The sequence below is a fragment of the Sphingobacterium bovistauri genome (assembly GCF_020295405.1).
Lineage (GTDB): Bacteria > Bacteroidota > Bacteroidia > Sphingobacteriales > Sphingobacteriaceae > Sphingobacterium > Sphingobacterium bovistauri.
In genome coordinates, this window is sequence record NZ_JADEYP010000022.1 from 44,044 (window position 1) to 66,622 (window position 22,579).

Consider the following 22,579-nt stretch of genomic DNA (forward strand, 5'->3'; position numbering starts at 1 on the left):
TGTTATGTACGATTTTATATTTATGTATTGAAATTGTGGGTATGTTTTATTATTTAGGTTAATATCTATGGTAATGCTAATACGTTTTATTTACTTTTGTTTAAATATTTTTTTGTTAATGATAGAATTTGTAGATTTATTCTTATGTCAAAGTATATAATCCTTCTATGTAGCTTGTTTTTGAGTATGATTACATTCGCTCAAGATACTAAATTCCGTCTAGCTGTGAATCAAGGTGGTAAGAGTATAAAAGAAAAGGATAATGTGTATCTATTGGAGCCTAAGACTTTTGTTCTTCAAATGGCGGCTCGAAATGTTGAGGGTTTCCTTGTAGGGGCTACTTTTGATAGAGATGTTTATATGTCTGCTATAGGTGAAGGAGATTTGGAGGTGTCTTGGTTTTCTGAGACAGGTATGGCGGAAGAGTTATTTAACGCTGACCAGAGTATGTTCATTTCAAATGATGCACCAAGCTATTGGTATTATGACTCAGAAGATGATCATCGTTTTGATCGAGATCCTAAAGGTAATTTGACAGATTGGATAGGGAATCGTACGATCAGACAATTTGACGATTTGCTGAATGAGAAAACTATTCAAGTCGATACGTATCAAGGTTCGGTTTTCTTATTTATCTACAAGCCTGAATATGATGATGAGTATAATATGGTAAGTATGGATATTTTATTCCATGGTGAGCTGAAATTTGCTAAAAAATAGAAGTGAAAAATAATTGTATATTTAAAAACAATGCCCTATCTTTGCATCTCATTAAAGAAAATTAAATAAATAACAATGTACGCAATAGTAAGTATAGCAGGACAGCAATTTAAAGTTGCAAAAGACCAATATCTTTTTGTACACCGTTTACAAGGAGATGAAGGCGCTAGTATTGAATTTGACACAGTATTGTTGGCAGAGAATGGCGGCAAATTCACTGTAGGTGCTCCAAACATCGCAGGTGCTAAAGTTTCAGCAACGATTTTGTCTCATTTAAAAGGTGATAAAGTTATCGTTTTCAAGAAAAAACGTCGTAAAGGCTACAAAAAGAAAAACGGTCACCGTCAACAATTCACTAAAATCCAGATCACTGGTATCAGTTTATAATCAGAATTTTTAATCAGACGAGAGTCTTAAATTAAGATAAAGAAATGGCACACAAAAAAGGTGCGGGTAGTTCGAAGAACGGCCGTGAGTCACATAGTAAGAGATTAGGTATCAAAATTTTTGGTGGTCAAAAAGCTATCGCTGGTAACATCATCGTACGTCAACGTGGTACAGTTCACAACCCTGACGCTAACGTAGGTATCGGTAAAGACCATACATTATTTGCTTTAGTTGCAGGTACAGTTGTATTCCGCAAAAAAGCAAACAACAAATCTTACGTTTCAGTAGTTCCTGCTGAGCAAAACTAAGATTGCCTAACAATATTACAAAGCCGCTAAGTTACTTGGCGGCTTTTGTTTTTTTAATGGAAATATGATTCTTATTTCCGAATATTTAATCAGAGGCTCTTTCTTATTTGAAGAAAAGGTCCTCAAAAAATAAGATATGAAGACTTTCAAAGATTTAAGAGTGAGTGCTCCAATATTGGATGCGCTCGAGAAGCAAGGGTACCAACATCCAACACCTATTCAAGAGCAGGCTATTCCTGAAGTATTGAAAGGAAAAGATTTATTAGGATGTGCACAGACGGGCACAGGCAAAACAGCTGCATTTTCTATCCCTATATTACAATTATTAAATAATTTCAAGCCGGAAGGTCATAAGCGTGGCACGATTCGCTCGTTGATATTGACACCAACACGCGAGCTAGCGATTCAGATTAATGAATCTATTGAATCGTATGGTGTGAATTTGAAATTGAAACATGCTGTTATTTTTGGTGGTGTAAACCAATTCAACCAAGTACAACAAATTCGTCAAGGAGTAGATATTTTAGTAGCTACGCCAGGTCGATTATTGGATCTGGTCAACCAAAAGTTGGTGTGGTTGGATAAGATTGAAATTTTGGTGTTAGATGAAGCAGACAGAATGTTGGATATGGGTTTTATACATGATGTAAAGCGCGTATTGTCACTTATCCCACAGAAACGACAAACGTTGTTTTTTTCTGCGACTATGCCAAAGCAAATACAAGCATTAGCTGATTCTATCTTGAACAATCCAGTGAAAGTAGAGGTTACGCCTGAATCAACAACAGCAGAAACTATTCAGCAGACGCTTTATTATATCGAGAAGACCAACAAGCCCAAAGCACTATTACACTTATTGAACACACGTGTAGATGATAGTGTATTGGTATTCACGCGCACGAAGCATGGTGCGGACCGATTAGTGAAATTACTGCACAAAAATGATATTTCATCGGCTGCTATTCACGGTAACAAATCACAAAATGCACGCCAGAATGCATTAGAAGCATTTAAGAAGAAAGAAATAAAAGTCTTAGTAGCGACAGATATTGCAGCACGTGGGATTGATATTGACTTGTTGCAGTATGTTATTAATTATGAGATTCCGAATATGCCTGAATCGTACGTACACCGTATTGGTCGTTCCGGAAGGGCAGGGGCAGCTGGTTTTGCAATATCACTATGTGATGTGGAAGAAATTCCATATATCAAGGATATTCAATATACAATTGGCTTTGAATTGCCTGTAGAGGTAATGGAAGGATTGAGTATGTCACCACAATTTGTACAGAAAAATCAATTTGCGGCGAGTCAAGGTAAAGGCAAAAAGACCAAGGAACAACCTAAAGAAGGTGCTAAACCTGACCATAGACACAAAAAGAAAGCAAAACCTACTAGTAAAGAGCGTCGGAGAAATCAAACTGGAAATACTGGAGGTGGAGGGAACTCTAACTCTCGCTCAGGAGAAAATAGAAGTAATAGAACAAGATAAAGTAAAGGGGAAGTGTAAGCTTCCCTTTCATTATTTTGTTTAGTAATAATATCTACTTATTTGATTAATGTAGATATAACTTGATTATATTTAAAATATGATTAGACTTTCATTTTTTCTTTTATTGTTAATTGTTGGCTGTAATTCTGAAAAAAAATCGAATCAAATTGAAGAATACTATATGCATGTCGATGGTAGAGATACAGCTAGGCTACGGTTGGTGAGCTTCGAAAATAGATTCTATGGAAAATATACACATACAAAAGGTGGGGTTACTCCCGTTGTTGGTGAAATTAACGGAGATATAAAGGGTGATACGCTGATCGGAGATAATCACTATAGACCATACCGTTGGAAAGAAAAGAAGAGAGCTCCTATAGTACTGCTTAAGAAGGGGAATACATATCTAGAAGGATATGGTAAAATGATTGAATTTATGGGGGTATTAACTTATATAGAATGGACTATAAAATTTAATAAACCTAAAAGAATCTTTAAACCCACTGGTAAATTCGAAGAATAAATCGGGGATTAAGTGTCTGTTGAAAAATCTTCATCATGAAGTCTGATAGCTAGATGTAGTTCTCAAAGTAATACCTAAAATGTTTTGTAAAGCATATCAGGTTAGACCAATTATTTTCATAATACGCTCCGTTGATTATGATAAAATACAATTAATCATATTACAGTAATAAAATAATTCTTACAACCAAAATCAGTTTTGATAATTTTACCTTTGTAGATCAAAAGTCAGAAATTAGATTGGTGTATGAGATTTAGATTGATTAGAAACATCTCGCTCGGGGTTGTTTCTCTGTCCCTTCTTTTGTTAAGTGCCTGTGAAATGTTTGAAGTACATCCTTATGATGGAAAATTATCCGGTGCCCTACAAGTTAATCAGCGTAATATAGCTCAAATAGAAGAAGCCTTTAAGGGAAAAGATACAATTCGTTATGCTTTCATTAGTGACTCTCAGCGTTGGTACGATGAGTTGGAAGCTTTTGTAGTTCATTCGAATATGCGTGATGATCTTGATTTCATTATTCACGGAGGGGATATTGCGGATTTTGGTTTGACAAAAGAGTTTTTGTGGCAACGTGATATTCTTGAAAAATCTAAACATCCGTATGTGGTAGTGATTGGTAATCACGATTATCTGGCGAATGGAGATGAAATTTATAAAAAGGTTTTTGGACCATTGAACTTTAGTTTCATAGCTGGACACACAAAGTTTTTGTGTCTGAATACTAATGCTTTAGAATCGAATTATTCAGAGTCTATTCCAAATTTTGATTTTATCAAACAAGAGCGAACAAAGGATAGCGGGGAGTATGCTAATACTGTAGTTATTATGCATGCACAGCCGACGTCTGAACAGTTTAATAATAATGTTGCAGACCTTTTTCAATATAGCATCAATCAATTTCCAAATTTGCTTTTCTGTGCACATGGTCATGGACATAATTATAAGGAAGTAGATATTTTTGAAGATGGAATAATCTATTACCAAGTGCCAAATATTGGCAAACGTCAGTACATTTTATATACGATTACAAAAGATTCTTACGACTATGAGCTTGTTACTTATTAATATAAAATGTGCCGTATTGAGCGTTATACTAATGGGATTATCGATTAACGCAATAGCCATTAATAATTCATCTTCTCTAATGGAGCAGGATTCTGTTCGGAGTTTACCATCTTTTAGATTTGTTCCATCTAATTATCAAGTTCAATATGCAGGTGGAATAGGGGTTGTTTCAACTGGTTTTGGATGGGATTATGGCAAGAACAAAAGATGGGCTACTGATGTTATTGTTGGGTATGTTCCAAAATATGATAGTGAACGGATGAAACTGACTTTTACACTTCGTCAGACTTATACGCCTTGGGCTATAAAATTGAATAATAATAATTTAACATACCATCCGCTACGTACAGGGATGTTTATGAGCACAACAGCAGGTAGACAATTTTGGTTCTCTGCGTCTGATAAATACCCAAGTGATTATTATACTTTTTCTACTAAACTACGTTTCAATATTTTCGTAGGACAGGATGTTGAATATAAGTTGCCTTCTGAAAAATCATATTTTGAACGTGTACGATTTTATTATGATTTTCATACGAGTGACTTCAATTTCATCGCTCGAGTTCAAAACTCATCATTGCGAGATCGTAATTACATCGGAATCGCCTTAGGCACAAAGTTTTATATCCGGAAATAACGTGGTATTGTGGAGCATATCGGATTCGAACCGATCACCTCTTCGCTGCCAGCGAAGCGCTCTAGCCAAATGAGCTAATGCCCCGTTGCTTGATTATTCATCAGCAATAGTAATAGTGTATCGAATGTGGTCGTGACTTGCTACTTTTGATATGAAATCAAAATATGTTTCATATGCTTCAGCAGGATAAGTACCATCTTTGATCTCTAATTTACGGTAATATTTTACTTTTTGTCCCTCTGATGAAATTTTTAATTCATATTTACCCATAGGCGATTCGAAAACTTCATTTACAGGCACTAAAAATCCTTTGAGTTTTTCTTCAAATACAAATTCACCTTCATCAATATCCGTATATCCGCGATTGATATATAGCGGGGTGATTCTATTTTTGGATTCTGGAATATTACGTTGTATATTAAAAACATTAGGGCTCAAAATATAGTTTTTGCCATTTTTTACAACATAATTTCTAATGTTGATGGTTATATTTTCATGTAGAATAGGTTCTGTGTTATTTTCAACCTTATAGTCTATTTTGTCAAATACAATATTATTTACATCATAATATATTTTTAATTGTTTGTTTTGATCAGGAAGGCTATTAAATATATTAGCAAACTGATTTTCAAACTGTGAACCTGAAAAATTTGTATGTACAGTTCCTTGTATATTCCCTTCTTTAGAAACCTTGAATAGGTTTTTACGAATTTGTAAGCTCTTGCTGGAAGGGTATACTGTAGTACGTAATACTTTACCTCCATTAGGTGTACAGGCTAACACTAATCTGTCATCCGTGAAGTCGCCTAAGTAACCAAATGGACTTTTGTTACTGGTACATTCTAGCCATGTGGTGTCATTTTCAAAAGGTATACAAAGTATGATATGGTTACCATCTACAGCATTGGCAAAGGATTGGTCTAAGTCTACCTTAGTACTTCCTGCTTCCACAATGCAATAGAGTGATGGTATATCCACTGCCGAAAGTAGTGCTTGCATATAGTTGACTAAAGCTTTACAATCGCCATATCCTAAACGATCCACATACGATGCAGGGAAGGGTTCTAAACCGCCGATACCGACTTGAATACTCACATAGCGAGTTTTATTTTGCATAAATTCATATAGTGCTCTAGCTTTGTCTTTTGGATTGTCAAATTTGGAGGCAATATCCTTGGCTTTTTGTATAGTAGCGGCAGGTAAATCTTGTTTTCCTAACAATAATTCATCATGAACCCATTTCCCAAAATCTTTCCAATCGTTAACCATTCCATTTCGTTTAAAATATTGAAAAGTTTCGGGAACTATTTTGACAATCATTTTTTTTGGATGATCGATAGGAGATAATGGCTCTGTTTTTCGCGCATTAATATTGGAGGCTGTCCAAGTGTATGTCTTTCCTTTATCATTAGACGTTATGGTCGCTTCAGCTTGGATGTTTTCGGACTTAATACGTAAGTTTAAATTTGGTTTACAGCTGAACTGATAGGTACTCTTTTCGACTGCAATATCACTTATACGATTTGGGTACCAATAAGGGATGAATAAATTTTGGCCATGTTTTATTTCGTATGTATAAACAATCGTATATGGGAAGGTCGTCATACTAGGTGCATAATGTTTGACACGTAAATCTGCATACATACTTATGCCATCTGTCGCGCTAAAATCCTTGAAATCTTTTTGTCCAAACTTGCGTATTTGTTTCCCAAATTCATCATATATAACCCCCTTAATATCTTTTATAGATTTACTTTTGTCGTAATACACAGTAAGGTCAGCATAATCTTCTCCGGATTTATTGAGTATAGTGATGGCGCGGGTGACAGTCTCGATGATGTTGTCTTCGGCTTTCATATCTATATTGATATGCTCATCACGTAGAATCGCTGTAGCACGACTTTTTAATCCATTAGGTATAGATTCAGTCGGGTATTCTTGACCACGCACAGCAAAAGTCATTATCATTAATAGATGAAAAATAAATTTTCTTAAATTCATTATTTAGTTTGATAATTAAATTGATAATCGATTTGCATATGTTGTATTACACGAGAAAACAATTCTTTGAGCCCAAAGTATTCTTGACTAGTATAAATAGCTTTGTCAAGTGATAGTTGTTGGGCTACAGTGAGTTTATTCTCTGATGTTGAGCTCTTGTAGTAATAGCGCGCAGAGTTATCGGGGAGTACCATATTCATATGCTTTGGCCCGTGATTGAAAGTAAAACCTTCAGGTAGTTCTATTTCTACACTGTGTTTTTCAATTTTTCGAGCTCCAAGATCTACATCATAATTTCTTTCATCAAGATTAAATGGGTTTTTCGTCGTTCTAGAGATAAAAATTGGATTGAATTGTATGAGTCCAGGCTTTAATTCGTCCTTTAGTTTGATGTCTACTTTGTACTCTTCTATAAGTAATTGTTCAGGATTGTCTAATCCTGTCAAAGTAGATTTTTGAATAGAAATATTATTAAGTTTATCATCAAAATCTTCTGCATATTCTTCAAAGCTAGGAAATTCAATAATACTTTTTCTTCTATTTAGAGCGTCTAGACCTGCTGTAGTTATTGATAGAGTCCCTTGCAGTTTTCCATCAAGTGTTAGTTTTCCCTTGAAGCTATATTCCTTCATAGAAATAATTTTGTTTGATAATTCAATCCATTCGGATGATTTTCGAGAATAAATAATGCGGCCTCTTCCATTGATACAATGTAATGGCAATTGCCCAAAGGGGGCTAGAGGATCTGTAGCATCGACTAATATAAACTCATTGTTCAACTTTACAGCAGCTATCACATAGTTAAAGTCTGTGAGAATAGGGTGTAGATCGTGCGGTAATCCATTGTTACGCGTAGAAATAATTACTGGGTAAGCCTCAATATCAGCTGCATTTAAAGCCGTAATTAAGGCTAGATTAATATCCCCGACATTTCCACTTTTACTTTTTAACGCATCTTCAATGCCGTACTGTGCAAATTTACCATAGACATTATTTAGACGGATATGTTGGCTAACCCATCTGTATACCTCTTTAGCACGGAATATGGTGTCTTGATTTTTTAATATTGCAGGATCAAGCTGATCTCTCATGAAATTTACTTTTTTGAGTTGTCCTCCAAAACTGCGTTCAGTCATCAATTCTAAATCAACATCTTTCCACGCTTTGGTGTATTTATTGACACCACCATTTTGATTAGTCATCTCGACCAGTTCAAAATTTATTGCAGAAATGTAATTTTTGGGAGCGAGCATATAAGCTTCTTCTTTAAATGAAGGGATATTACTCATTGTATACGTTATATTAGAACAATCGACACGTGTGCCAAATATGGCTATACATCCATTTTCTCTTTTTGTTTTGGTGTCTTCCAGTTTTAATATACCTTTTAATACCACATTGTAATTAGTGATAGCAGGAATACGTACATTATATTCACTTCTTAATTTTGGAATATCAGATTGGTATTGCCAAGATCTAAAATTAAAAATATCAGGAGAAACGACTCTGTATTCAATTTCAATAATGGAACCTACTTTGATATTAGGTAATGTAAATTTGGTGAGTCTTAGAAAATCATTTTTGTTTTCGGTTACGATATTTTTATGATCCATTATTGTTTCGACAATTCTGCCATTTTCGTAATTATAGGTTTTGCCTGTAATATCTTCCGTATATTCAAAGTCTTTACCAAATTTATATAATGGGACAGTGAAATTAGCTTGATTAAAACCTTCTTGAGAGAGTATTTTAATGCGTGCTTTATACGTGTGAAAAATCCGCAGACCACGATCGCTGTCACTAATATCCAAATGCGTTTTTCCTGTTTCTAGGAGAAATATAGCTTGAGCATCTTGTTCTGGAGATGTTTGATGATTTAGGTAATATGTCGAATTTACTACCGGATAATCAGTACTTTGACTATAAGATAAATGGTATAGTAATACTAATGTGATTATTAATATTGGTTTCATTGAGGTTAAAGTATAGTTCAATTCGTGAAAAATAATAATTATACTTTAAATAATCGTAATAATTTACTCTTGAGCTTGTAATAATTGTTTATTGTAGAGGTCTGTGTATTCTCCATTGCGTGCTAACAATGTTTCATGTGTACCATCTTCTACAATCTGACCGTTGTCTAGCACGATGATATGATCGGCATTTTTTATTGTTGAAATACGATGAGCAATAAAAATGGAAGTTTTGTCTTTCATAATCTGACTCAAGTTATTCAATATTTCTTCTTCAGTCTTGGTATCTACTGCGGATAGGCAATCATCAAAAATAAGGATATCTGGATTTTTGATCAAGGCACGTGCTATGGAGACACGTTGTTTTTGACCTCCTGAGAGCGTGATTCCTCGTTCACCGATGTGTGTGTCAAATCCCTCTTCAAAACCAATTATATTTTCATACACTGCAGCTTGCTTTGCCGCCGCTTCTACTTGTTCTTTGCTGAAATTATCTAAACCAAATGCAATATTATTGCCAATAGTGTCAGAAAATAGAAACACGTTTTGTGGAACAAATCCTATTTGATGACGCAAATGTGTATAATCATAGTCTTTGATATTTATACCATCAAAACTAATTTGACCATTGTCAGCATCATACATGCGCAAAAGTAAATTAGCCAAGGTGCTTTTTCCTGAGCCCGTCTTACCTATAATGGCAACGGATTGTCCAGCTTTAATATCTAAGTTAATATTTGCTAATGCCTTAATTCCTGTTTCCGGATAAGTGAAAGACACATTTTTCAATGTAATATTGCCCAGTAAATCTTTGCTTATGGTTCCATTTGGAATTTCAGATTTGGTATTCAAAAATTCATTTATTCGTTTTTGTGAAGCTGCTGCGCGTTGAATCAATGAAGTTACCCAAGCTAATGCTAAGGCTGGAAATGTTAATTGATTGACATAGATAATGAATTCAGCGATATTTCCAGCGGTAATAGTGCCTTTATTCACTTCTAATCCTCCTACATAAACGGTGATAATGGTGCTGAATCCAACTAAAAAGATTATTAATGGGAAAAATATGGCTTGCACACGAACAAGGTCCAAAGAAGTGTTTCTGTAAACATTGCTTTCTGCTTTGAATTCGTCTATTTTACTTTTTTCCTGTGTATATGTTTTGATTACTCTTATGCCCGAGAAAGTTTCCTGGACAAAAGATGATAGCTTCGAGAGTTGTGCCTGAATCTTGGTGCTGCGTTTATTTATTTTTTTATTGATAAATAGAATAATCACCATGATAATTGGGATAGGCAATAATGCATAAGTAGCTAATGTGGGATTCACATCATACATCGCATAAATAATCATGATAGAAAGAGTCACCGTATTGATGGTGTACATGATGGCTGGACCAAGGTAATTTCGAACTTGGTTAACATCTTCTGTCGCCCGATTCATTAGGTCCCCTGTGTTATTACGTCTGAAAAATGCAAAATCTAATGCTTGATAATGTTGGTAGATTTCATTTTTTAAATCGTATTCAATATATCTGGAAATTAAAATGATCGATTGACGCATTAAAAAGAGGAAGATACCTCTTAATAGTGCTAATAGCAATACAATTCCACCGAAGTAAAGCAAGCTTTTGCCAAAGGCATCGTAAATGGATTGTTGATTCTCAAAACCATCGTATAACTTATATAGATCTATATTCTCTTTTACTAAATCAAATGCTTCACGAATAACTTTAGCAGGTAGAATACCGAAATAATTGGATATTATTACGAAAATAACTCCTGGTATTAAACGCCATTTATACTTTATGAAATATTTATTTAAATATGCTAGATCTTTCATGATTTGATAACAAAGGTAATGGTTTAGGTCTAATATTTTCATTGATATCGTTGTATTAAAGTCATACTTTCATAAATGCATGAAAAGGTGATTATAAAAGAATAAATTTCTTATTTTTGTAGAGCCTTAAATAGGGCTGTTTGAATTATAATTTTGGTTATGCAAAATTCTACTATTTTCAATCTGATGTCTACAGCAGATCATCAGAATTTATTTTTCTGTAATGATCCAGATGTTGGATTAAAAGCTATTGTTGCTATTCATGACACTACATTAGGACCTGCTATAGGTGGGGTTCGTATGTTGCCCTATGAATCAGAACAAGAAGCAATCGAAGATGCTTTGCGATTGTCGAAGGCGATTACGTATAAAGCTTCTTTAGCGGGGTTGAATCTAGGCGGAGGTTGTGCTATTATTATAGGCAATAATCGTACGGATAAGACAGAAGTTTTGATGCGTCGTGTTGGGAAATTTATTGAAGGACTAAATGGTAATTTTATCGCTTCAATAGATGTAGGTACTACGCAAAAAGATTTAGAATATATTCACGCTGAGACTGATTATGTAGCAGGTCTACCTACTTCAATGAATGGAGGAGGAGATACTACTGTATTCGCTGCGCGCGGAGTTTTTTATGGTATCAAAGCAGCTATAAAGGAATTGTACGGTGATGATTCATTAGCAGGTCGTAAAATTGCAGTGCAAGGTGTAGGTTCTGTAGGTGAACATTTGGTAGGAATGCTTCGTAATGAAAATGCGCGTGTTTACGTTTCTGATATGACAGAAGAACGTAAATTGAAGGTGGCAGCGAAATACAAAGCTGAGCCAATACAATACAGTACGAGCTACGAATTGGATGTAGATGTTTACGCTCCATGTGCATTGGGTGGTACGGTGAATCCTGATACTGTTCCAAAAATGCGCTGTAAAATCATTGCAGGGTCAGCAAATAATCAACTAAAAGAAGAAGAAAAAACAATTCAATTATTGAAGGAACATAATATTCTGTATACACCAGATTTCTTGATTAATTCGGGAGCACTTATTAGTTGCTTTTCTGAATTAGAAGGTTATGGAACTGAGCATACGGAATCTTTGATCCGCAATATATACACGGCTACACGTAATGTGTTGCAACGTTCTAAAGAAGATAATATTACCACTTATGAGGCAGCAAAGCAGTTGGCTGAGAAGCGTATTGTTGACATGTCAAAGCTTAGGCGATAAGTGAGTTGTCTTCAATTAAATTCGTTCTTTATAAATAATTCGTTCTTATACACTTATGTTAAACAGAAGACACCTTAGGGTTAAGGTCATGCAGACGCTTTATGCGTACAGTTTATCGGAAGATAAACAGATTAAAGATTTTGAAAAGGCACTTTTCAAAAATGTAGAAGAGGTAAATGAAATGTACATTTGGACATTAAATTTACTGGATGAAGTAGCTGAATACGTAGTTTTAGATGCCGAGAGTCGTGCCGCAAAATTTTTGCCAACTGAGAAGGATAAGATTTTGACAACAAAGCTGAATAGCAATACGTTTATTGAGTCTTTGCGTCAGAATAGAAATTATCTTGAGCTAGTGAAAAGATTTGATGTGTCATGGGGGTTTGATCCAGAGATTGTACGTTCTATTTTTGCACAGCTCAAAGATTCGGAAACATATTTAGAGTATTTGCAATCTGAAGATAGATCTATTAATGCGGAGAAAGATATCATAAAATACATCTTCAAAAAGATTATTTTAAAATCAGTAGAGATCGAGCAGGTATTTGAGGAGAAATTCATTAACTGGGCGGTGGATAAGGAGGTATTGCAAGCTATGATTGCAAAGACTTTTAAAAACTTCAGTTCAGAAGTTCCTTCACAAAACAAATTGGCTGATTTGACACCAAGTTGGTCTGAAGATGAAGAGTTTCTTTCTGAGTTGTTGAAGTCTACAATTCGTTATTCGGAGGAGTATCAGCAGCTTATTGCTGAAAAAACTAAAAATTGGGAAGCAGATCGTATAGCCTTGATGGATACTATATTGATGCGTATGGCAATTAGTGAGCTAATTAATTTTCCATCTATACCCGTAAAAGTAACTATCAATGAATACATAGAATTGTCAAAAACCTTCTCTACATTGAAAAGTAATACATTTATAAATGGTATATTAGACAAAATTCTTGCAGATCTTACGAAACAGGGACGCATTCGTAAGTCCGGAAGAGGGTTAAAAGACTAGTGAAAAATATGAAAAAAATAGTATTTGCTGCCTTGGCATTAAGTGTACTTTTATCGTGTAATAATTTGTCACAGAAAATTACAAATCAACAAGATACTACAGCATTACCAAATGAAGAAAATCTAATTGGTGGTGGGAAAATAGCTTTTGTGAGTGATGTGTTTGATTTTGGAACGGTGAAGGAGGGAGAAATAGTAGAGCATACGTTTAAGTTTACAAACGAAGGAACTGAACCTGTTATTTTGGCACAAGTATCAGCTTCATGTGGATGCACTACTCCAGATTACACTTCTGAACCTGTATTGCCAGGTAAGGCAGGAAAAATAAATGTTAGTTTCAATAGTGCCGGACAGGTAGGTGTTCAGCAAAAAATTGTTACCGTTACCTCAAATGCAGAGAATAATGTAGTGACAGTTCAATTAAAAGGTACAGTAGAAAAATAAATCAAAAACTATTAATTATATTATGATATCGAATATTTTATTACAAGCTGGTGGCGGTGGACTTATGGGAATGCTACCATTGGTATTAATCATTGTTGTGTTCTATTTTTTCATGATTAGACCACAAATGAAGAAACAAAAGGATCACAAAAAATATATTGAAGAATTAGGCGTTAACTCAAAAATTGTAACTACAGCTGGTATCCACGGTCGTATTGTTGAAGTTTCAGATACTACTTTTTTGGTAGATGTAGGTTCAGGAGTACGTATTCGTTTTGACAAATCTGCTGTAGCATTAGATGCTTCTAAAGCTGCTAATGCAGAGTCGAAGGCATAATCTTGAATCAAAAAATATAGGAAAGGCCATTGACAGTATCGTTAATGGCCTTTTTTTAGTGTATTTAGAAGAGTACGGTTAGAATTTATAACTTTGTGAATATGAAGCAACGTCGATTTACAAAAATTCACAGAAGAAAGATAAATATCTTTTTGCGTTGCCTTATTTTATCTTTCGTTGCTTGGCTATTGATCGCAATATCCAATCAGTATACCTTCACCATCAAATCTGGTATTATTTATGCAAATATGCCTGAAAAAAGGGCATTTCACCCCTTGCAATCGGATACAGTAAGCGTAAAGATACGTATGAGTGGTTGGGATGTATTAATGTCCAAGTTGCAGTCTGACACTAATAATATTCAAGTGGACTTGAGTAGTTTAAATACAAAGAATTTTGTAGTATTCTCAAATCAGATTGGTTTTATCAATAGACAATTTCCAAACGAAAAGAAAGTTATTTCGGTATCCCCAGATACCTTGTATTTTGATTTCTCACGTCAAACACAGCGTAAAGTACCAATAAAGGTTCCAACTGCTATAAGTTTTAAAAAACAATATGGTTTTGTTGGTGAAACCAAGACAAATCCTTCAATAGTTACCATCACAGGACCTACGGAAGATGTCGCAAATATCGAATTTTTAGAAACAGATACGATTAGGGGGGATGTGGTTTTTACGGATATTCGGACAGTAGCAAATATTAATAAACAAAATAAAACGAATATAACAATCTATCCTCGGATGACAGAGGTGGTGATACCGGTGGGAGAGTTGACTGAAAAGGTTATTGAAGTGCCGATTAAAATTATCAATGGAGCGAAATATACTTCTGTACGTACAGTGCCTAGTAAAGTTTCATTGACGATAATGGTATCATTGAAGGATTATGCTAAATGGACAGCAAGTGATTTTGAAGCAACTGTAGATATGCAGAATTGGGAAGATAGACATGTCAAGAGTTTACCTGTTCGTATCACTAAAGTGCCTGACTATGTTCAAATTATTAAAACTGAACCTCAGAATGTTGATTTTTTCGTTCGTAAATAATACTTCATTATGAAATCCATTAAGGTAGGCATTACAGGGGGCATTGGTTCCGGAAAGAGTTTTGTTTCGAAGATTTTCAAAACGATGAATATTCCTTTTTATGATGCGGATAAGGAAGCAAAATCTTTAATGGTACGAAGTGAGGCCATAGTTAATGGCTTGAAAAATGCTTTCGGCTTAGAGGTTTATTTTGAAGATGGTTCGCTTAATAGAAAATGGCTGTCCGCTCAAGTTTTTAATAATCCTACAAAATTAGAACTACTTAATAGTATTGTTCACCCAGTGGTGATACAAGATGCGGTTGATTGGGGGAATGCACAGACTTCTGTTTATAGTCTTAAGGAAGCTGCTCTTTTATTTGAATCAGGTTCTTATAAGACGTTAGATTACACTATTCTTGTTGTTGCTCCAGAAGAATTGAGAATTGATCGTGTAATGAAACGTGATGCAGCAACGAGAGAGGAAGTTATTAATAGAATCAATAAACAAATGTCTGACGAAGAAAAACGAAAATTCGCAAACTTCATTATTATTAACGATGGAATTACACCTCTAATTCCTCAGATTTACACTATACATAAACAATTAATCAGTAGATGTTAAAAGGAGATATTTTAGAAGATTTTTTGATAGAAAATGAGTTTGGGTTTTATTGTGCATATGGCAATTTCTATATTGATCCAAAATATCCAGTAGCAAAAGCGATAATATCGCACGCACATGGTGATCATGCTGTTCCAGGCCACCGTGCTATATACGCAACGGCAAATACTATTGCCTTTATGCAGCATCGGTTTACAAAGCAACCTTTAGATTCATATATCCATAAAAATTATCGGGAAAGTTTTACGGTAGGAGATGTAGTAATTAGTTTCTTTCCTGCTGGTCATATTTTGGGTTCAGCTCAGATTTTGATGGAATACAAAGGTGTTAGATATCTTTATACGGGAGATTATAAATTACAGCAAGATATTACTTGCGAACCGTTAGAATACGTTAAAGCTGATGTTCTTATTACGGAAACTACATTTGCAGATCCAGCTGTGATACACCCTGATCCAATCGAAGAAATAAAGAAATTAAACTCAACCAATTTAAATATTATGTTGGGTTGTTATGCTCTAGGTAAGGCTCAGCGCATTACAAATCTTATTAATACGTATTGTCCACTAAAAACTGTCTATACACACCATAATATAGCGCCTATACATCGCATTTATGATGATAAGGGTTTTGTGAAGCTTAATTATGAAATCTATAATAGAAAGGCACTAAAAGACGGTCAAAATAAGGTTTATCTTGTGCCTCCGATGACTTTTCATAATTACTTTCGTGCTAAAAATGTCTTACGTGTGTTCGCATCTGGATGGAAGCGATTACAAAATTATAACGATATGACTTTATTTATTTCTGACCATATTGATTGGGATGATTTAAATAATTTTATTACAGAAGTCGAGCCTACTGAGATTTGGACGGTACATGGTGAAGGAATTCACCTTAAAAATCATTACGTAGGAAAGATTGAGGTTAGAAATATATTGAAATAGTTTTTATACTATTTCAATATTGTTTCATCATGGGTTTTGCAATCCAATTTCTTCGTGAAATATTGTGCCAACTTTTCTCTGTTTTTAAGAATTAAATATCCTAGTATTACTAAAATAATATCTCCTAATTGGAAGTTAATTCCATACGAAAAGCCACTTCCTGAATCACTCACCGTTTTAGTGTAATTAAAACCAATTGAATTACTCAATCCCATAATTACACTAATAAATCCAAAAGAAACCAGCAAAAGATGAATAAATTCGGGTTTAGTTAGTTGTATGTTTTCTGCTTGTTGGGGCAGGAACCAATTCGCAATTATATCAGATTTTATTAAAAAAGCATATGCAAAAATAATTGGAATTATTAAGTTGACAAGCAGCGCTGTTGAAGAAAAAGGTTGGTTTATAAGTATTGGATTAAGTAGCTCTAGAAAACCAGTTGCGATTATAAAAAGAAAATAAATTCCAAAAGCCTTAATAATAATCTTTATTATGTTTAAAACATTCATACGTTTATAATTTTTTGGTTGGTTTTTTTTGATTAAAAATAATTAAAATGTAATGTATATCAAATTGCAATAAAACAATTTCAATATATGTTGGTTTTATAATCAAATGGCATTGATAAATACTTTCTAAATATGAACAAATTAATTAGAGCATTAATAGCAGGCTGGGGAGCCAAGAAAATGGGATTAGGATGTTTTGGGACGATAATCGTTTTTATTATTATCTATTATTTATTGGGGTATCTAGGATAAGGTATATAAAACAAAAAGCTTCTGATTTTTCAGAAGCTTTTTGTTTTGTGGTGCCAGCTGGATTCGAACCAGCGACACAAGGATTTTCAGTCCTTTGCTCTACCAACTGAGCTATGGCACCTTTACAAGATTTTGTTTTGAATCTGTTACTTGTCAGATTTTGCGGTGGTGCCAGCTGGATTCGAACCAGCGACACAAGGATTTTCAGTCCTTTGCTCTACCAACTGAGCTATGGCACCTTTTAAAGGAAACAAATATTCCTTTGTTGCGTTGCAAATGTAGCTTCTTTTTTTGAAATCTAAAACATTAACAACAATTATTTTTGCTATTTTTTTCAAATCATTGATTATGATTGAGATAAAATTACATGAAATAAACACGTTAATACATCATTTTAGGGTATCTTTGCACTTTAATAATTTGATATGAGTAAAAAGGGTAGAGTATTGGTCGCGATGAGTGGTGGAGTGGACAGTTCAGTTGCGGCTGTAATGTTGCATGAGCAGGGCTATGAAGTGATCGGTATTACGATGAAAACTTGGGATTATGCAAGCTCAGGTGGTTCTTCGAAGGAGACTGGTTGTTGTAGTTTGGATAGTATCAATGATGCACGTTCATTGGCTGTCAGCTATGGTTTTCCGCACTACATCTTAGATATACGCAATGAGTTTGGTGATTATGTAATTGACAATTTTGTAGATGAATATATTGCTGGACGTACACCTAATCCTTGTGTATTGTGTAATACGCACATCAAATGGGAAGCATTAATCAAACGTGCAGATAAATTGGATTGTGAATTTATCGCAACGGGTCATTATGCGAATATTCGTCAACATGATAATGGTCGTTATGTGATTTCAAAAGGTTTGGATGAGCACAAAGATCAGTCCTATGTACTGTGGGGAGTATCGCAGGAAAATCTAGCACGTACGCAATTTCCTTTAGGATCTTTTCATAAGTCGGAGATCAAGCAAATGGCGTTGGATATGGGACAACACGAGTTAGCGAATAAATCTGAAAGTTATGAGATATGTTTTGTGCCAAATAACGATTACCGTGATTTCTTGAGAAATAAAAGACCTACGCTGGATCAAGAGATTGGGCCTGGTAACTTTATTTTGTCAGACGGTACAGTAGTCGGTCAACACATAGGATATCCTTATTTTACAATCGGTCAACGCAAAGGTTTGGGTATTGCTTTGGGTAAGCCAATGTTTGTGATTGAAATATTGCCTGAGAGTAACTCAGTAATGTTGGGAGAGGAGCATGAATTAGAAAGAACTCAAGCTTGGGTTCGCGATATTAATTTAGTGAAATATGCTTCTATTGAACAACCTATGGAGGCTGTTACGAAAATTAGATATAAAGATGCTGGAGCTCAGTCAATTCTTACGCAGCATGGAGATAAAATGCAAGTAGATTTCCCTCATGCGGTAAAAGGTATTGCACCAGGTCAATCTGCAGTATTCTATGAAGGAAATGATTTGTTAGGTGGTGGATTTTTGATGAAATAGTAAACTATTTTTCTACAAATAAAAAAGAAAGCAAGCTATTAAAGCTTGCTTTCTTTTTTTACTCTGCGTTTTGGAGCAGGTTTATTTTGCTGTTTGAAATCGTATTGACGTTCCAAATATTTAATAATCTCAGCTGCAATATCTTTATTTGTAGCCTTCTCAATACCTTCTAATCCTGGCGATGAGTTAACTTCTAAGATTAAAGGTCCACGAGATGATTGAAGCATATCTACACCAGCTACAGTTAATCCCATTGCTTTTGCAGCAGCAACAGCCGTCTCTCTTTCTTTACGTGTTAGTTTTATGATCTCTGCCGTTCCTCCACGATGCAAGTTAGATCGAAATTCACCTTCTTTAGCTGTACGTTTCATGGCACCGACGACTTTCCCGTCAACGACGAAAGCACGTACATCTGAACCTTTCGCTTCTTTGATATATTCTTGAATCAAGATATTGTTCCCTAAACCGTAGAAAGCTTCAATTACAGAAGAAGCAGCTTTCTTCGTTTCTGCCAAAACTACTCCAATACCTTGTGTTCCTTCCAATAACTTAATGACTAGTGGAGCACCGCCTACCATATTTATTAAGTCGTCTACATCAGAAGTAGTACGCGCAAAACCTGTAGTAGGAAGACCTAATCCAGCTCCCGAAAGAATTTGCATGCAACGTAATTTATCACGAGATCGTGTAATTGCTTGGCTTGGATTTGCTGATATTACATCCATTACTTCAAATTGGCGCACGATAGCTGATCCATAGAAAGTAACTGACGCACCGACACGTGGTATGATCGCGTCAATATCATTAATATCTTGTCCCTTGTAATGTATACTTGGTTTACCTTGTTGGATACCTACGTAGCATTTGCTGTGATCCATGACAATGCATTCGTGACCGCGTGCAATTGCAGCTTCTACTAGTCGACGTGTCGAGTAGATGTATTTGTTTGTCGATAAGACGGCTATTTTCACAAAATATTTTGTTAAAGTTTATTATAAAACAAGGAAACTAAAAATTGGTTTTATCTAATTTACAGTGTGTTAGATGCTAAGTTCTTTTTCGAAACATCTACTAAAAATTTTTTACTAATAAAATTTCGACCCAAAAGCATAGGATAGGACATAGATGAACGATCTCGCAATGATAATTTGATGTCATAAAGCTGATCAAACATTCTAATCTTCGTCAAAAAAATATGTCTCGTTTCAGTTTGTCCAAAAGAGCTTTTTACGACTCTTTCACGATGTATCGGAAATGTAATGGTGAGGATTTCGTCGGATTCCAAATGGGGCCGGATATGGCAAGTGATGAAATGTTTTTCATTCTTTTCCGTTACCTCGTAATCCTCACAATGTAAAACAGAAGTTTCGGCTCCAGTGTCAATTTTAGCCTCAATATTGTACATTCCCAGTTCGGGAAGATCAATAATTTCGGCACGACCTATAATGAGCTTATCCTTCACAAGTATTATTCGTATATAAATGTGCCATAAGGCGACGTTACTGTCACTTGTTTTTTGTCGCTCGCTTCTACACGACCAACGATTTGTGCTGGAATACCGAATGATTCCGAAATTGCAATGATGTCTTGCGCGATTTCTTCCGAAACATACAATTCCATACGGTGTCCCATATTGAATACTTTGTACATTTCTTGCCAATCTGTATTTGATTCTTTCTGAATTAACTCAAAAAGTGCAGGAATAGGGAACAAGTTATCTTTGATGACATGAACTTTATCAACAAAGTGAAGTACTTTTGTTTGCGCACCGCCTGAACAATGTACCATACCATCAATTTGTGATCTGTATTTGTCCAAAATTTGTTTGATTACTGGAGCATATGTACGCGTAGGAGATAAGACCAACTTACCCGCTGTAACCTCTTCTCCAGTTTCTGTTGTGATTTTATCTGTCAAGGCTTTTCCACCCGCAAAAACTAAATCATAAGGAACTGCTGGATCAAAACTTTCTGGGTATTTTTCTGCAATATATTTGCTGAATACATCGTGACGAGCCGAAGTCAAACCATTCGAACCCATACCACCATTGTATTCTTTTTCGTAAGTCGCTTTACCATAAGAAGCCAAACCTACAATCACATTGCCTGGTTTGATATTATGGTTAGAGATTACATCTTCACGCTTCATACGACAAGTCACCGTGCTGTCTACGATAATCGTACGTACTAAATCTCCCACATCCGCAGTTTCGCCTCCAGTAGAGTAGATGCCTACGCCCATCTCACGCAATTCAGCCAAAATTTCTTCTGTACCATTGATGATTTCAGCGATTACTTCGCCTGGGATATTGTTTTTATTACGTCCAATAGTAGAGGACAAAATAATATTGTCAATAGCTCCAACACATAGCAAATCATCCAAATTCATGATGATAGCATCTTGTGCAATGCCTTTCCATACCGAAATATCGCCAGTTTCTTTCCAATATATATAGGCTAAAGAAGACTTCGTACCAGCGCCATCTGCATGCATGATATTACACCATTGTTCGTCACCTCCTAATATATCAGGGATGATTTTACAAAAAGCTTGTGGGTATAAACCTTTATCTATGTTTTTTATGGCATTGTGCACATCCTCTTTCCCAGCGGATACACCTCTTTGGTTGTATTTTAAGTCTGACATCTTGCCACAAAAATAATCAAAGGATATGATTATAGCTAAAAAAATTTACAAAGACTCTGTTACAGTTTTTCTACGATTGGCTTTTTACAATTTGCCAATCTAAAAGAAGCTTTTCGAGAGTGAATTGTGCGTTTGCAGGACTGCTGCTAGGTAAAGTGTGATAAGATAGATTTTGTTGTCTTTCAAAATATTTATCAAACAGCTTTTGTGTTTTTTGACCGTTAAATAAAACAGTCTGTATGGTAGAGTTTTTCTGTAAGAGCTGGTTGATGGGGTTGGGGATAACTTCCGTAATGGCTGTATCCATACTTCCTGGTCGGATAGCCGAAGCGCATACATCCCAAAGTGCAATTCGCTGTTGATGTAAAAGATTTGTCCTTTCCGAATATTCGAGCGTAAATTTTTGTTCAAAAAGTGCAAACAATATTTTCCAAAATCTATTTTGCGGATGCGCATAATACTGATCCTTTGCTATGGATAAATCACCGGGTAAAGAACCTAAAATTAAGATTCTTGGTTGACTAGGGATTATCGGTTCAAAAGATTGTTTTAACATAAATGGAGAGTTATTTACAACAACCCTTGCTTCTCTTCCATCTCAAATACAGAGTCAATTTGCCATTTCAATGGAGCTTTAGAAGCAGCAACGGCTAATTTATCACAACGTTCGTTGAGTGGATGACCGGAGTGACCTTTTACCCACACTAATGTAACATCATGCAATTTGTAAGATTGCATCAATCGCATCCAAAGGTCTTTGTTTTTCTTGCCAGCAAAGCCTTTTTGAATCCAACCATTGATCCATTTCTTGTCAATAGCATCGATGAAATATTTAGAATCCGAATAGATGGTGACTTTTTGTTTTATATTTTTCAATGCTTCCAGACCAACAATTACCGCCATGAGTTCCATACGATTGTTTGTTGTTTTGCGGTATCCTCCTGAAAATTCTTTCTCTATAAGTTTGCCTTGAAAATCAGGATTCGATCCATTGTATATTGTACGTAAAATAGTTCCGTATCCTCCTGGACCAGGATTACCACTTGAAGCACCGTCAGTATATAATTCAATCATTGCCTACAAAAATACAATTTT

The 22,579-nt window shown here is 35.1% G+C and carries 24 protein-coding genes and 3 tRNA genes; 15 read left to right on the forward strand and 12 right to left on the reverse strand.

Translation table 11 applies throughout. From position 1 onward, the window contains the following. Positions 1-144: 144 nt before the first annotated feature. The 7 genes from IPZ78_RS11825 (at position 145) to IPZ78_RS11855 (ending at position 5,135) form a co-directional block, all read left to right on the forward strand. Entirely contained in the window at positions 145-720 is a 576-nt protein-coding gene (locus tag IPZ78_RS11825; protein WP_225553963.1) for a hypothetical protein, read from the forward strand. A 75-nt stretch (positions 721-795) separates the two neighbouring features. Continuing rightward, a complete protein-coding gene (gene rplU, locus IPZ78_RS11830) occupies positions 796-1,107 on the forward strand; it encodes a 50S ribosomal protein L21 (RefSeq protein ID WP_225553964.1) in 312 nt (103 codons plus the stop codon). Between the two features lie 44 nt (positions 1,108-1,151). After that, entirely contained in the window at positions 1,152-1,415 is a 264-nt protein-coding gene (rpmA, locus tag IPZ78_RS11835; protein ID WP_225553966.1) for a 50S ribosomal protein L27, read from the forward strand. A gap of 136 nt (positions 1,416-1,551) precedes the next feature. Next, positions 1,552-2,907, forward strand: coding sequence for a DEAD/DEAH box helicase (locus tag IPZ78_RS11840; RefSeq protein ID WP_225553968.1), 1,356 nt, complete (start codon positions 1,552-1,554; stop codon positions 2,905-2,907). Between the two features lie 97 nt (positions 2,908-3,004). Then, complete coding sequence (locus tag IPZ78_RS11845) at positions 3,005-3,430, forward strand: hypothetical protein (protein WP_225553969.1); 426 nt, start codon at positions 3,005-3,007, stop codon at positions 3,428-3,430. Positions 3,431-3,751: 321 nt separating this feature from the next. Next, complete coding sequence (locus tag IPZ78_RS11850; protein WP_225553970.1) at positions 3,752-4,498, forward strand: metallophosphoesterase family protein; 747 nt, start codon at positions 3,752-3,754, stop codon at positions 4,496-4,498. A gap of 31 nt (positions 4,499-4,529) precedes the next feature. After that, complete coding sequence (locus IPZ78_RS11855) at positions 4,530-5,135, forward strand: hypothetical protein (RefSeq protein WP_225553972.1); 606 nt, start codon at positions 4,530-4,532, stop codon at positions 5,133-5,135. Positions 5,136-5,145: 10 nt separating this feature from the next. Here the strand turns inward: IPZ78_RS11855 and IPZ78_RS11860 are convergent. The 4 genes from IPZ78_RS11860 to IPZ78_RS11875 form a co-directional block, all read right to left on the reverse strand. Continuing rightward, positions 5,146-5,219, reverse strand: a tRNA-Ala gene (locus IPZ78_RS11860). A 9-nt stretch (positions 5,220-5,228) separates the two neighbouring features. Then, the gene (locus tag IPZ78_RS11865; protein WP_225553974.1) at positions 5,229-7,136 is read right to left on the reverse strand and encodes a DUF3857 domain-containing protein; all 1,908 of its coding nucleotides are present in this window, start codon (positions 7,134-7,136) and stop codon (positions 5,229-5,231) included. Next, on the reverse strand, positions 7,136-9,109 hold the full coding sequence (locus IPZ78_RS11870; RefSeq protein WP_225553976.1) for a DUF3857 domain-containing protein: 1,974 nt from the start codon (positions 9,107-9,109) through the stop codon (positions 7,136-7,138). Before IPZ78_RS11870 ends, IPZ78_RS11865 begins: the two co-directional genes overlap by 1 nt. Positions 9,110-9,172: 63 nt before the next feature. Next, positions 9,173-10,951: an ABC transporter ATP-binding protein gene (locus IPZ78_RS11875; protein WP_225553978.1), complete on the reverse strand. Its 1,779-nt coding sequence runs from the start codon at positions 10,949-10,951 to the stop codon at positions 9,173-9,175. Positions 10,952-11,110: 159 nt separating this feature from the next. Here IPZ78_RS11875 and IPZ78_RS11880 point away from each other — a divergent pair, with 159 nt between their 5' ends. From IPZ78_RS11880 to IPZ78_RS11910, 7 genes are all read left to right on the forward strand, one after another. Further along, positions 11,111-12,178, forward strand: coding sequence for a Leu/Phe/Val dehydrogenase (locus IPZ78_RS11880; RefSeq protein WP_225553979.1), 1,068 nt, complete (start codon positions 11,111-11,113; stop codon positions 12,176-12,178). Positions 12,179-12,233: 55 nt separating this feature from the next. Then, a complete protein-coding gene (gene nusB, locus IPZ78_RS11885; RefSeq protein WP_225553981.1) occupies positions 12,234-13,181 on the forward strand; it encodes a transcription antitermination factor NusB in 948 nt (315 codons plus the stop codon). Positions 13,182-13,189: 8 nt separating this feature from the next. Beyond that, positions 13,190-13,624, forward strand: a complete 435-nt coding sequence (locus IPZ78_RS11890; RefSeq protein WP_225553983.1) for a DUF1573 domain-containing protein — start codon at positions 13,190-13,192, stop codon at positions 13,622-13,624. 22 nt (positions 13,625-13,646) lie between these two features. Further along, the gene (gene yajC, locus IPZ78_RS11895; protein ID WP_225553985.1) at positions 13,647-13,961 is read left to right on the forward strand and encodes a preprotein translocase subunit YajC; all 315 of its coding nucleotides are present in this window, start codon (positions 13,647-13,649) and stop codon (positions 13,959-13,961) included. 101 nt (positions 13,962-14,062) lie between these two features. Continuing rightward, positions 14,063-15,010, forward strand: a complete 948-nt coding sequence (locus IPZ78_RS11900; RefSeq protein WP_225553987.1) for a YbbR-like domain-containing protein — start codon at positions 14,063-14,065, stop codon at positions 15,008-15,010. Positions 15,011-15,019: 9 nt separating this feature from the next. Beyond that, positions 15,020-15,613: a dephospho-CoA kinase gene (gene coaE / locus IPZ78_RS11905; RefSeq protein ID WP_225553989.1), complete on the forward strand. Its 594-nt coding sequence runs from the start codon at positions 15,020-15,022 to the stop codon at positions 15,611-15,613. Further along, positions 15,607-16,560, forward strand: a complete 954-nt coding sequence (locus IPZ78_RS11910) for an MBL fold metallo-hydrolase (protein WP_225553991.1) — start codon at positions 15,607-15,609, stop codon at positions 16,558-16,560. Before coaE ends, IPZ78_RS11910 begins: the two co-directional genes overlap by 7 nt. An 8-nt stretch (positions 16,561-16,568) precedes the next feature. Here the strand turns inward: IPZ78_RS11910 and IPZ78_RS11915 are convergent, their stop codons facing one another. The 3 genes from IPZ78_RS11915 to IPZ78_RS11925 form a co-directional block, all read right to left on the reverse strand. Next, complete coding sequence (locus IPZ78_RS11915; RefSeq protein ID WP_225553993.1) at positions 16,569-17,069, reverse strand: hypothetical protein; 501 nt, start codon at positions 17,067-17,069, stop codon at positions 16,569-16,571. 300 nt (positions 17,070-17,369) lie between these two features. Then, positions 17,370-17,442 (reverse strand) — tRNA-Phe (locus IPZ78_RS11920). Between the two features lie 45 nt (positions 17,443-17,487). After that, a tRNA-Phe gene (locus IPZ78_RS11925) sits at positions 17,488-17,560 on the reverse strand. 186 nt (positions 17,561-17,746) lie between these two features. Here IPZ78_RS11925 and mnmA point away from each other — a divergent pair. After that, positions 17,747-18,838 (forward strand): tRNA 2-thiouridine(34) synthase MnmA, encoded by a 1,092-nt coding sequence (gene mnmA / locus IPZ78_RS11930; protein ID WP_225553994.1) that lies wholly within the window; start codon positions 17,747-17,749, stop codon positions 18,836-18,838. 38 nt (positions 18,839-18,876) lie between these two features. Here the strand turns inward: mnmA and rimK are convergent, their stop codons facing one another. The 5 genes from rimK to rnhA all read right to left on the reverse strand — a co-directional run bounded on the left by rimK (position 18,877) and on the right by rnhA (position 22,558). Continuing rightward, positions 18,877-19,809, reverse strand: coding sequence for a 30S ribosomal protein S6--L-glutamate ligase (gene rimK, locus IPZ78_RS11935; protein WP_225553997.1), 933 nt, complete (start codon positions 19,807-19,809; stop codon positions 18,877-18,879). Between the two features lie 59 nt (positions 19,810-19,868). Further along, entirely contained in the window at positions 19,869-20,300 is a 432-nt protein-coding gene (locus IPZ78_RS11940) for an ATP-dependent zinc protease family protein (RefSeq protein WP_225554000.1), read from the reverse strand. A 5-nt stretch (positions 20,301-20,305) separates the two neighbouring features. Next, entirely contained in the window at positions 20,306-21,484 is a 1,179-nt protein-coding gene (locus IPZ78_RS11945; RefSeq protein WP_225554002.1) for an AIR synthase related protein, read from the reverse strand. A gap of 70 nt (positions 21,485-21,554) precedes the next feature. Next, entirely contained in the window at positions 21,555-22,040 is a 486-nt protein-coding gene (locus tag IPZ78_RS11950) for a DNA-deoxyinosine glycosylase (RefSeq protein WP_225554004.1), read from the reverse strand. 14 nt (positions 22,041-22,054) lie between these two features. Then, the gene (gene rnhA / locus IPZ78_RS11955; RefSeq protein ID WP_225554006.1) at positions 22,055-22,558 is read right to left on the reverse strand and encodes a ribonuclease HI; all 504 of its coding nucleotides are present in this window, start codon (positions 22,556-22,558) and stop codon (positions 22,055-22,057) included. Positions 22,559-22,579 lie beyond the last annotated feature (21 nt).

Excerpts from the sequence above, each read along its gene's own strand:
- IPZ78_RS11825 (WP_225553963.1), top strand. The coding sequence starts at position 145 with ATGTCAAAGTATATAATCCTTCTATGTAGCTTGTTTTTGAGTATGATT.
- rplU (WP_225553964.1), top strand. The coding sequence starts at position 796 with ATGTACGCAATAGTAAGTATAGCAGGACAGCAATTTAAAGTTGCAAAA.
- rpmA (WP_225553966.1), top strand. The coding sequence starts at position 1,152 with ATGGCACACAAAAAAGGTGCGGGTAGTTCGAAGAACGGCCGTGAGTCA.
- IPZ78_RS11840 (WP_225553968.1), top strand. The coding sequence starts at position 1,552 with ATGAAGACTTTCAAAGATTTAAGAGTGAGTGCTCCAATATTGGATGCG.
- IPZ78_RS11845 (WP_225553969.1), top strand. The coding sequence starts at position 3,005 with ATGATTAGACTTTCATTTTTTCTTTTATTGTTAATTGTTGGCTGTAAT.
- IPZ78_RS11850 (WP_225553970.1), top strand. The coding sequence starts at position 3,752 with ATGTTTGAAGTACATCCTTATGATGGAAAATTATCCGGTGCCCTACAA.
- IPZ78_RS11855 (WP_225553972.1), top strand. The coding sequence starts at position 4,530 with ATGGGATTATCGATTAACGCAATAGCCATTAATAATTCATCTTCTCTA.
- IPZ78_RS11865 (WP_225553974.1), bottom strand. The coding sequence starts at position 7,136 with ATGAATTTAAGAAAATTTATTTTTCATCTATTAATGATAATGACTTTT.
- IPZ78_RS11870 (WP_225553976.1), bottom strand. The coding sequence starts at position 9,109 with ATGAAACCAATATTAATAATCACATTAGTATTACTATACCATTTATCT.
- IPZ78_RS11875 (WP_225553978.1), bottom strand. The coding sequence starts at position 10,951 with ATGAAAGATCTAGCATATTTAAATAAATATTTCATAAAGTATAAATGG.
- IPZ78_RS11880 (WP_225553979.1), top strand. The coding sequence starts at position 11,111 with ATGCAAAATTCTACTATTTTCAATCTGATGTCTACAGCAGATCATCAG.
- nusB (WP_225553981.1), top strand. The coding sequence starts at position 12,234 with ATGTTAAACAGAAGACACCTTAGGGTTAAGGTCATGCAGACGCTTTAT.
- IPZ78_RS11890 (WP_225553983.1), top strand. The coding sequence starts at position 13,190 with ATGAAAAAAATAGTATTTGCTGCCTTGGCATTAAGTGTACTTTTATCG.
- yajC (WP_225553985.1), top strand. The coding sequence starts at position 13,647 with ATGATATCGAATATTTTATTACAAGCTGGTGGCGGTGGACTTATGGGA.
- IPZ78_RS11900 (WP_225553987.1), top strand. The coding sequence starts at position 14,063 with ATGAAGCAACGTCGATTTACAAAAATTCACAGAAGAAAGATAAATATC.
- coaE (WP_225553989.1), top strand. The coding sequence starts at position 15,020 with ATGAAATCCATTAAGGTAGGCATTACAGGGGGCATTGGTTCCGGAAAG.
- IPZ78_RS11910 (WP_225553991.1), top strand. The coding sequence starts at position 15,607 with ATGTTAAAAGGAGATATTTTAGAAGATTTTTTGATAGAAAATGAGTTT.
- IPZ78_RS11915 (WP_225553993.1), bottom strand. The coding sequence starts at position 17,069 with ATGAATGTTTTAAACATAATAAAGATTATTATTAAGGCTTTTGGAATT.
- mnmA (WP_225553994.1), top strand. The coding sequence starts at position 17,747 with ATGAGTAAAAAGGGTAGAGTATTGGTCGCGATGAGTGGTGGAGTGGAC.
- IPZ78_RS11945 (WP_225554002.1), bottom strand. The coding sequence starts at position 21,484 with ATGTCAGACTTAAAATACAACCAAAGAGGTGTATCCGCTGGGAAAGAG.
- IPZ78_RS11950 (WP_225554004.1), bottom strand. The coding sequence starts at position 22,040 with ATGTTAAAACAATCTTTTGAACCGATAATCCCTAGTCAACCAAGAATC.
- rnhA (WP_225554006.1), bottom strand. The coding sequence starts at position 22,558 with ATGATTGAATTATATACTGACGGTGCTTCAAGTGGTAATCCTGGTCCA.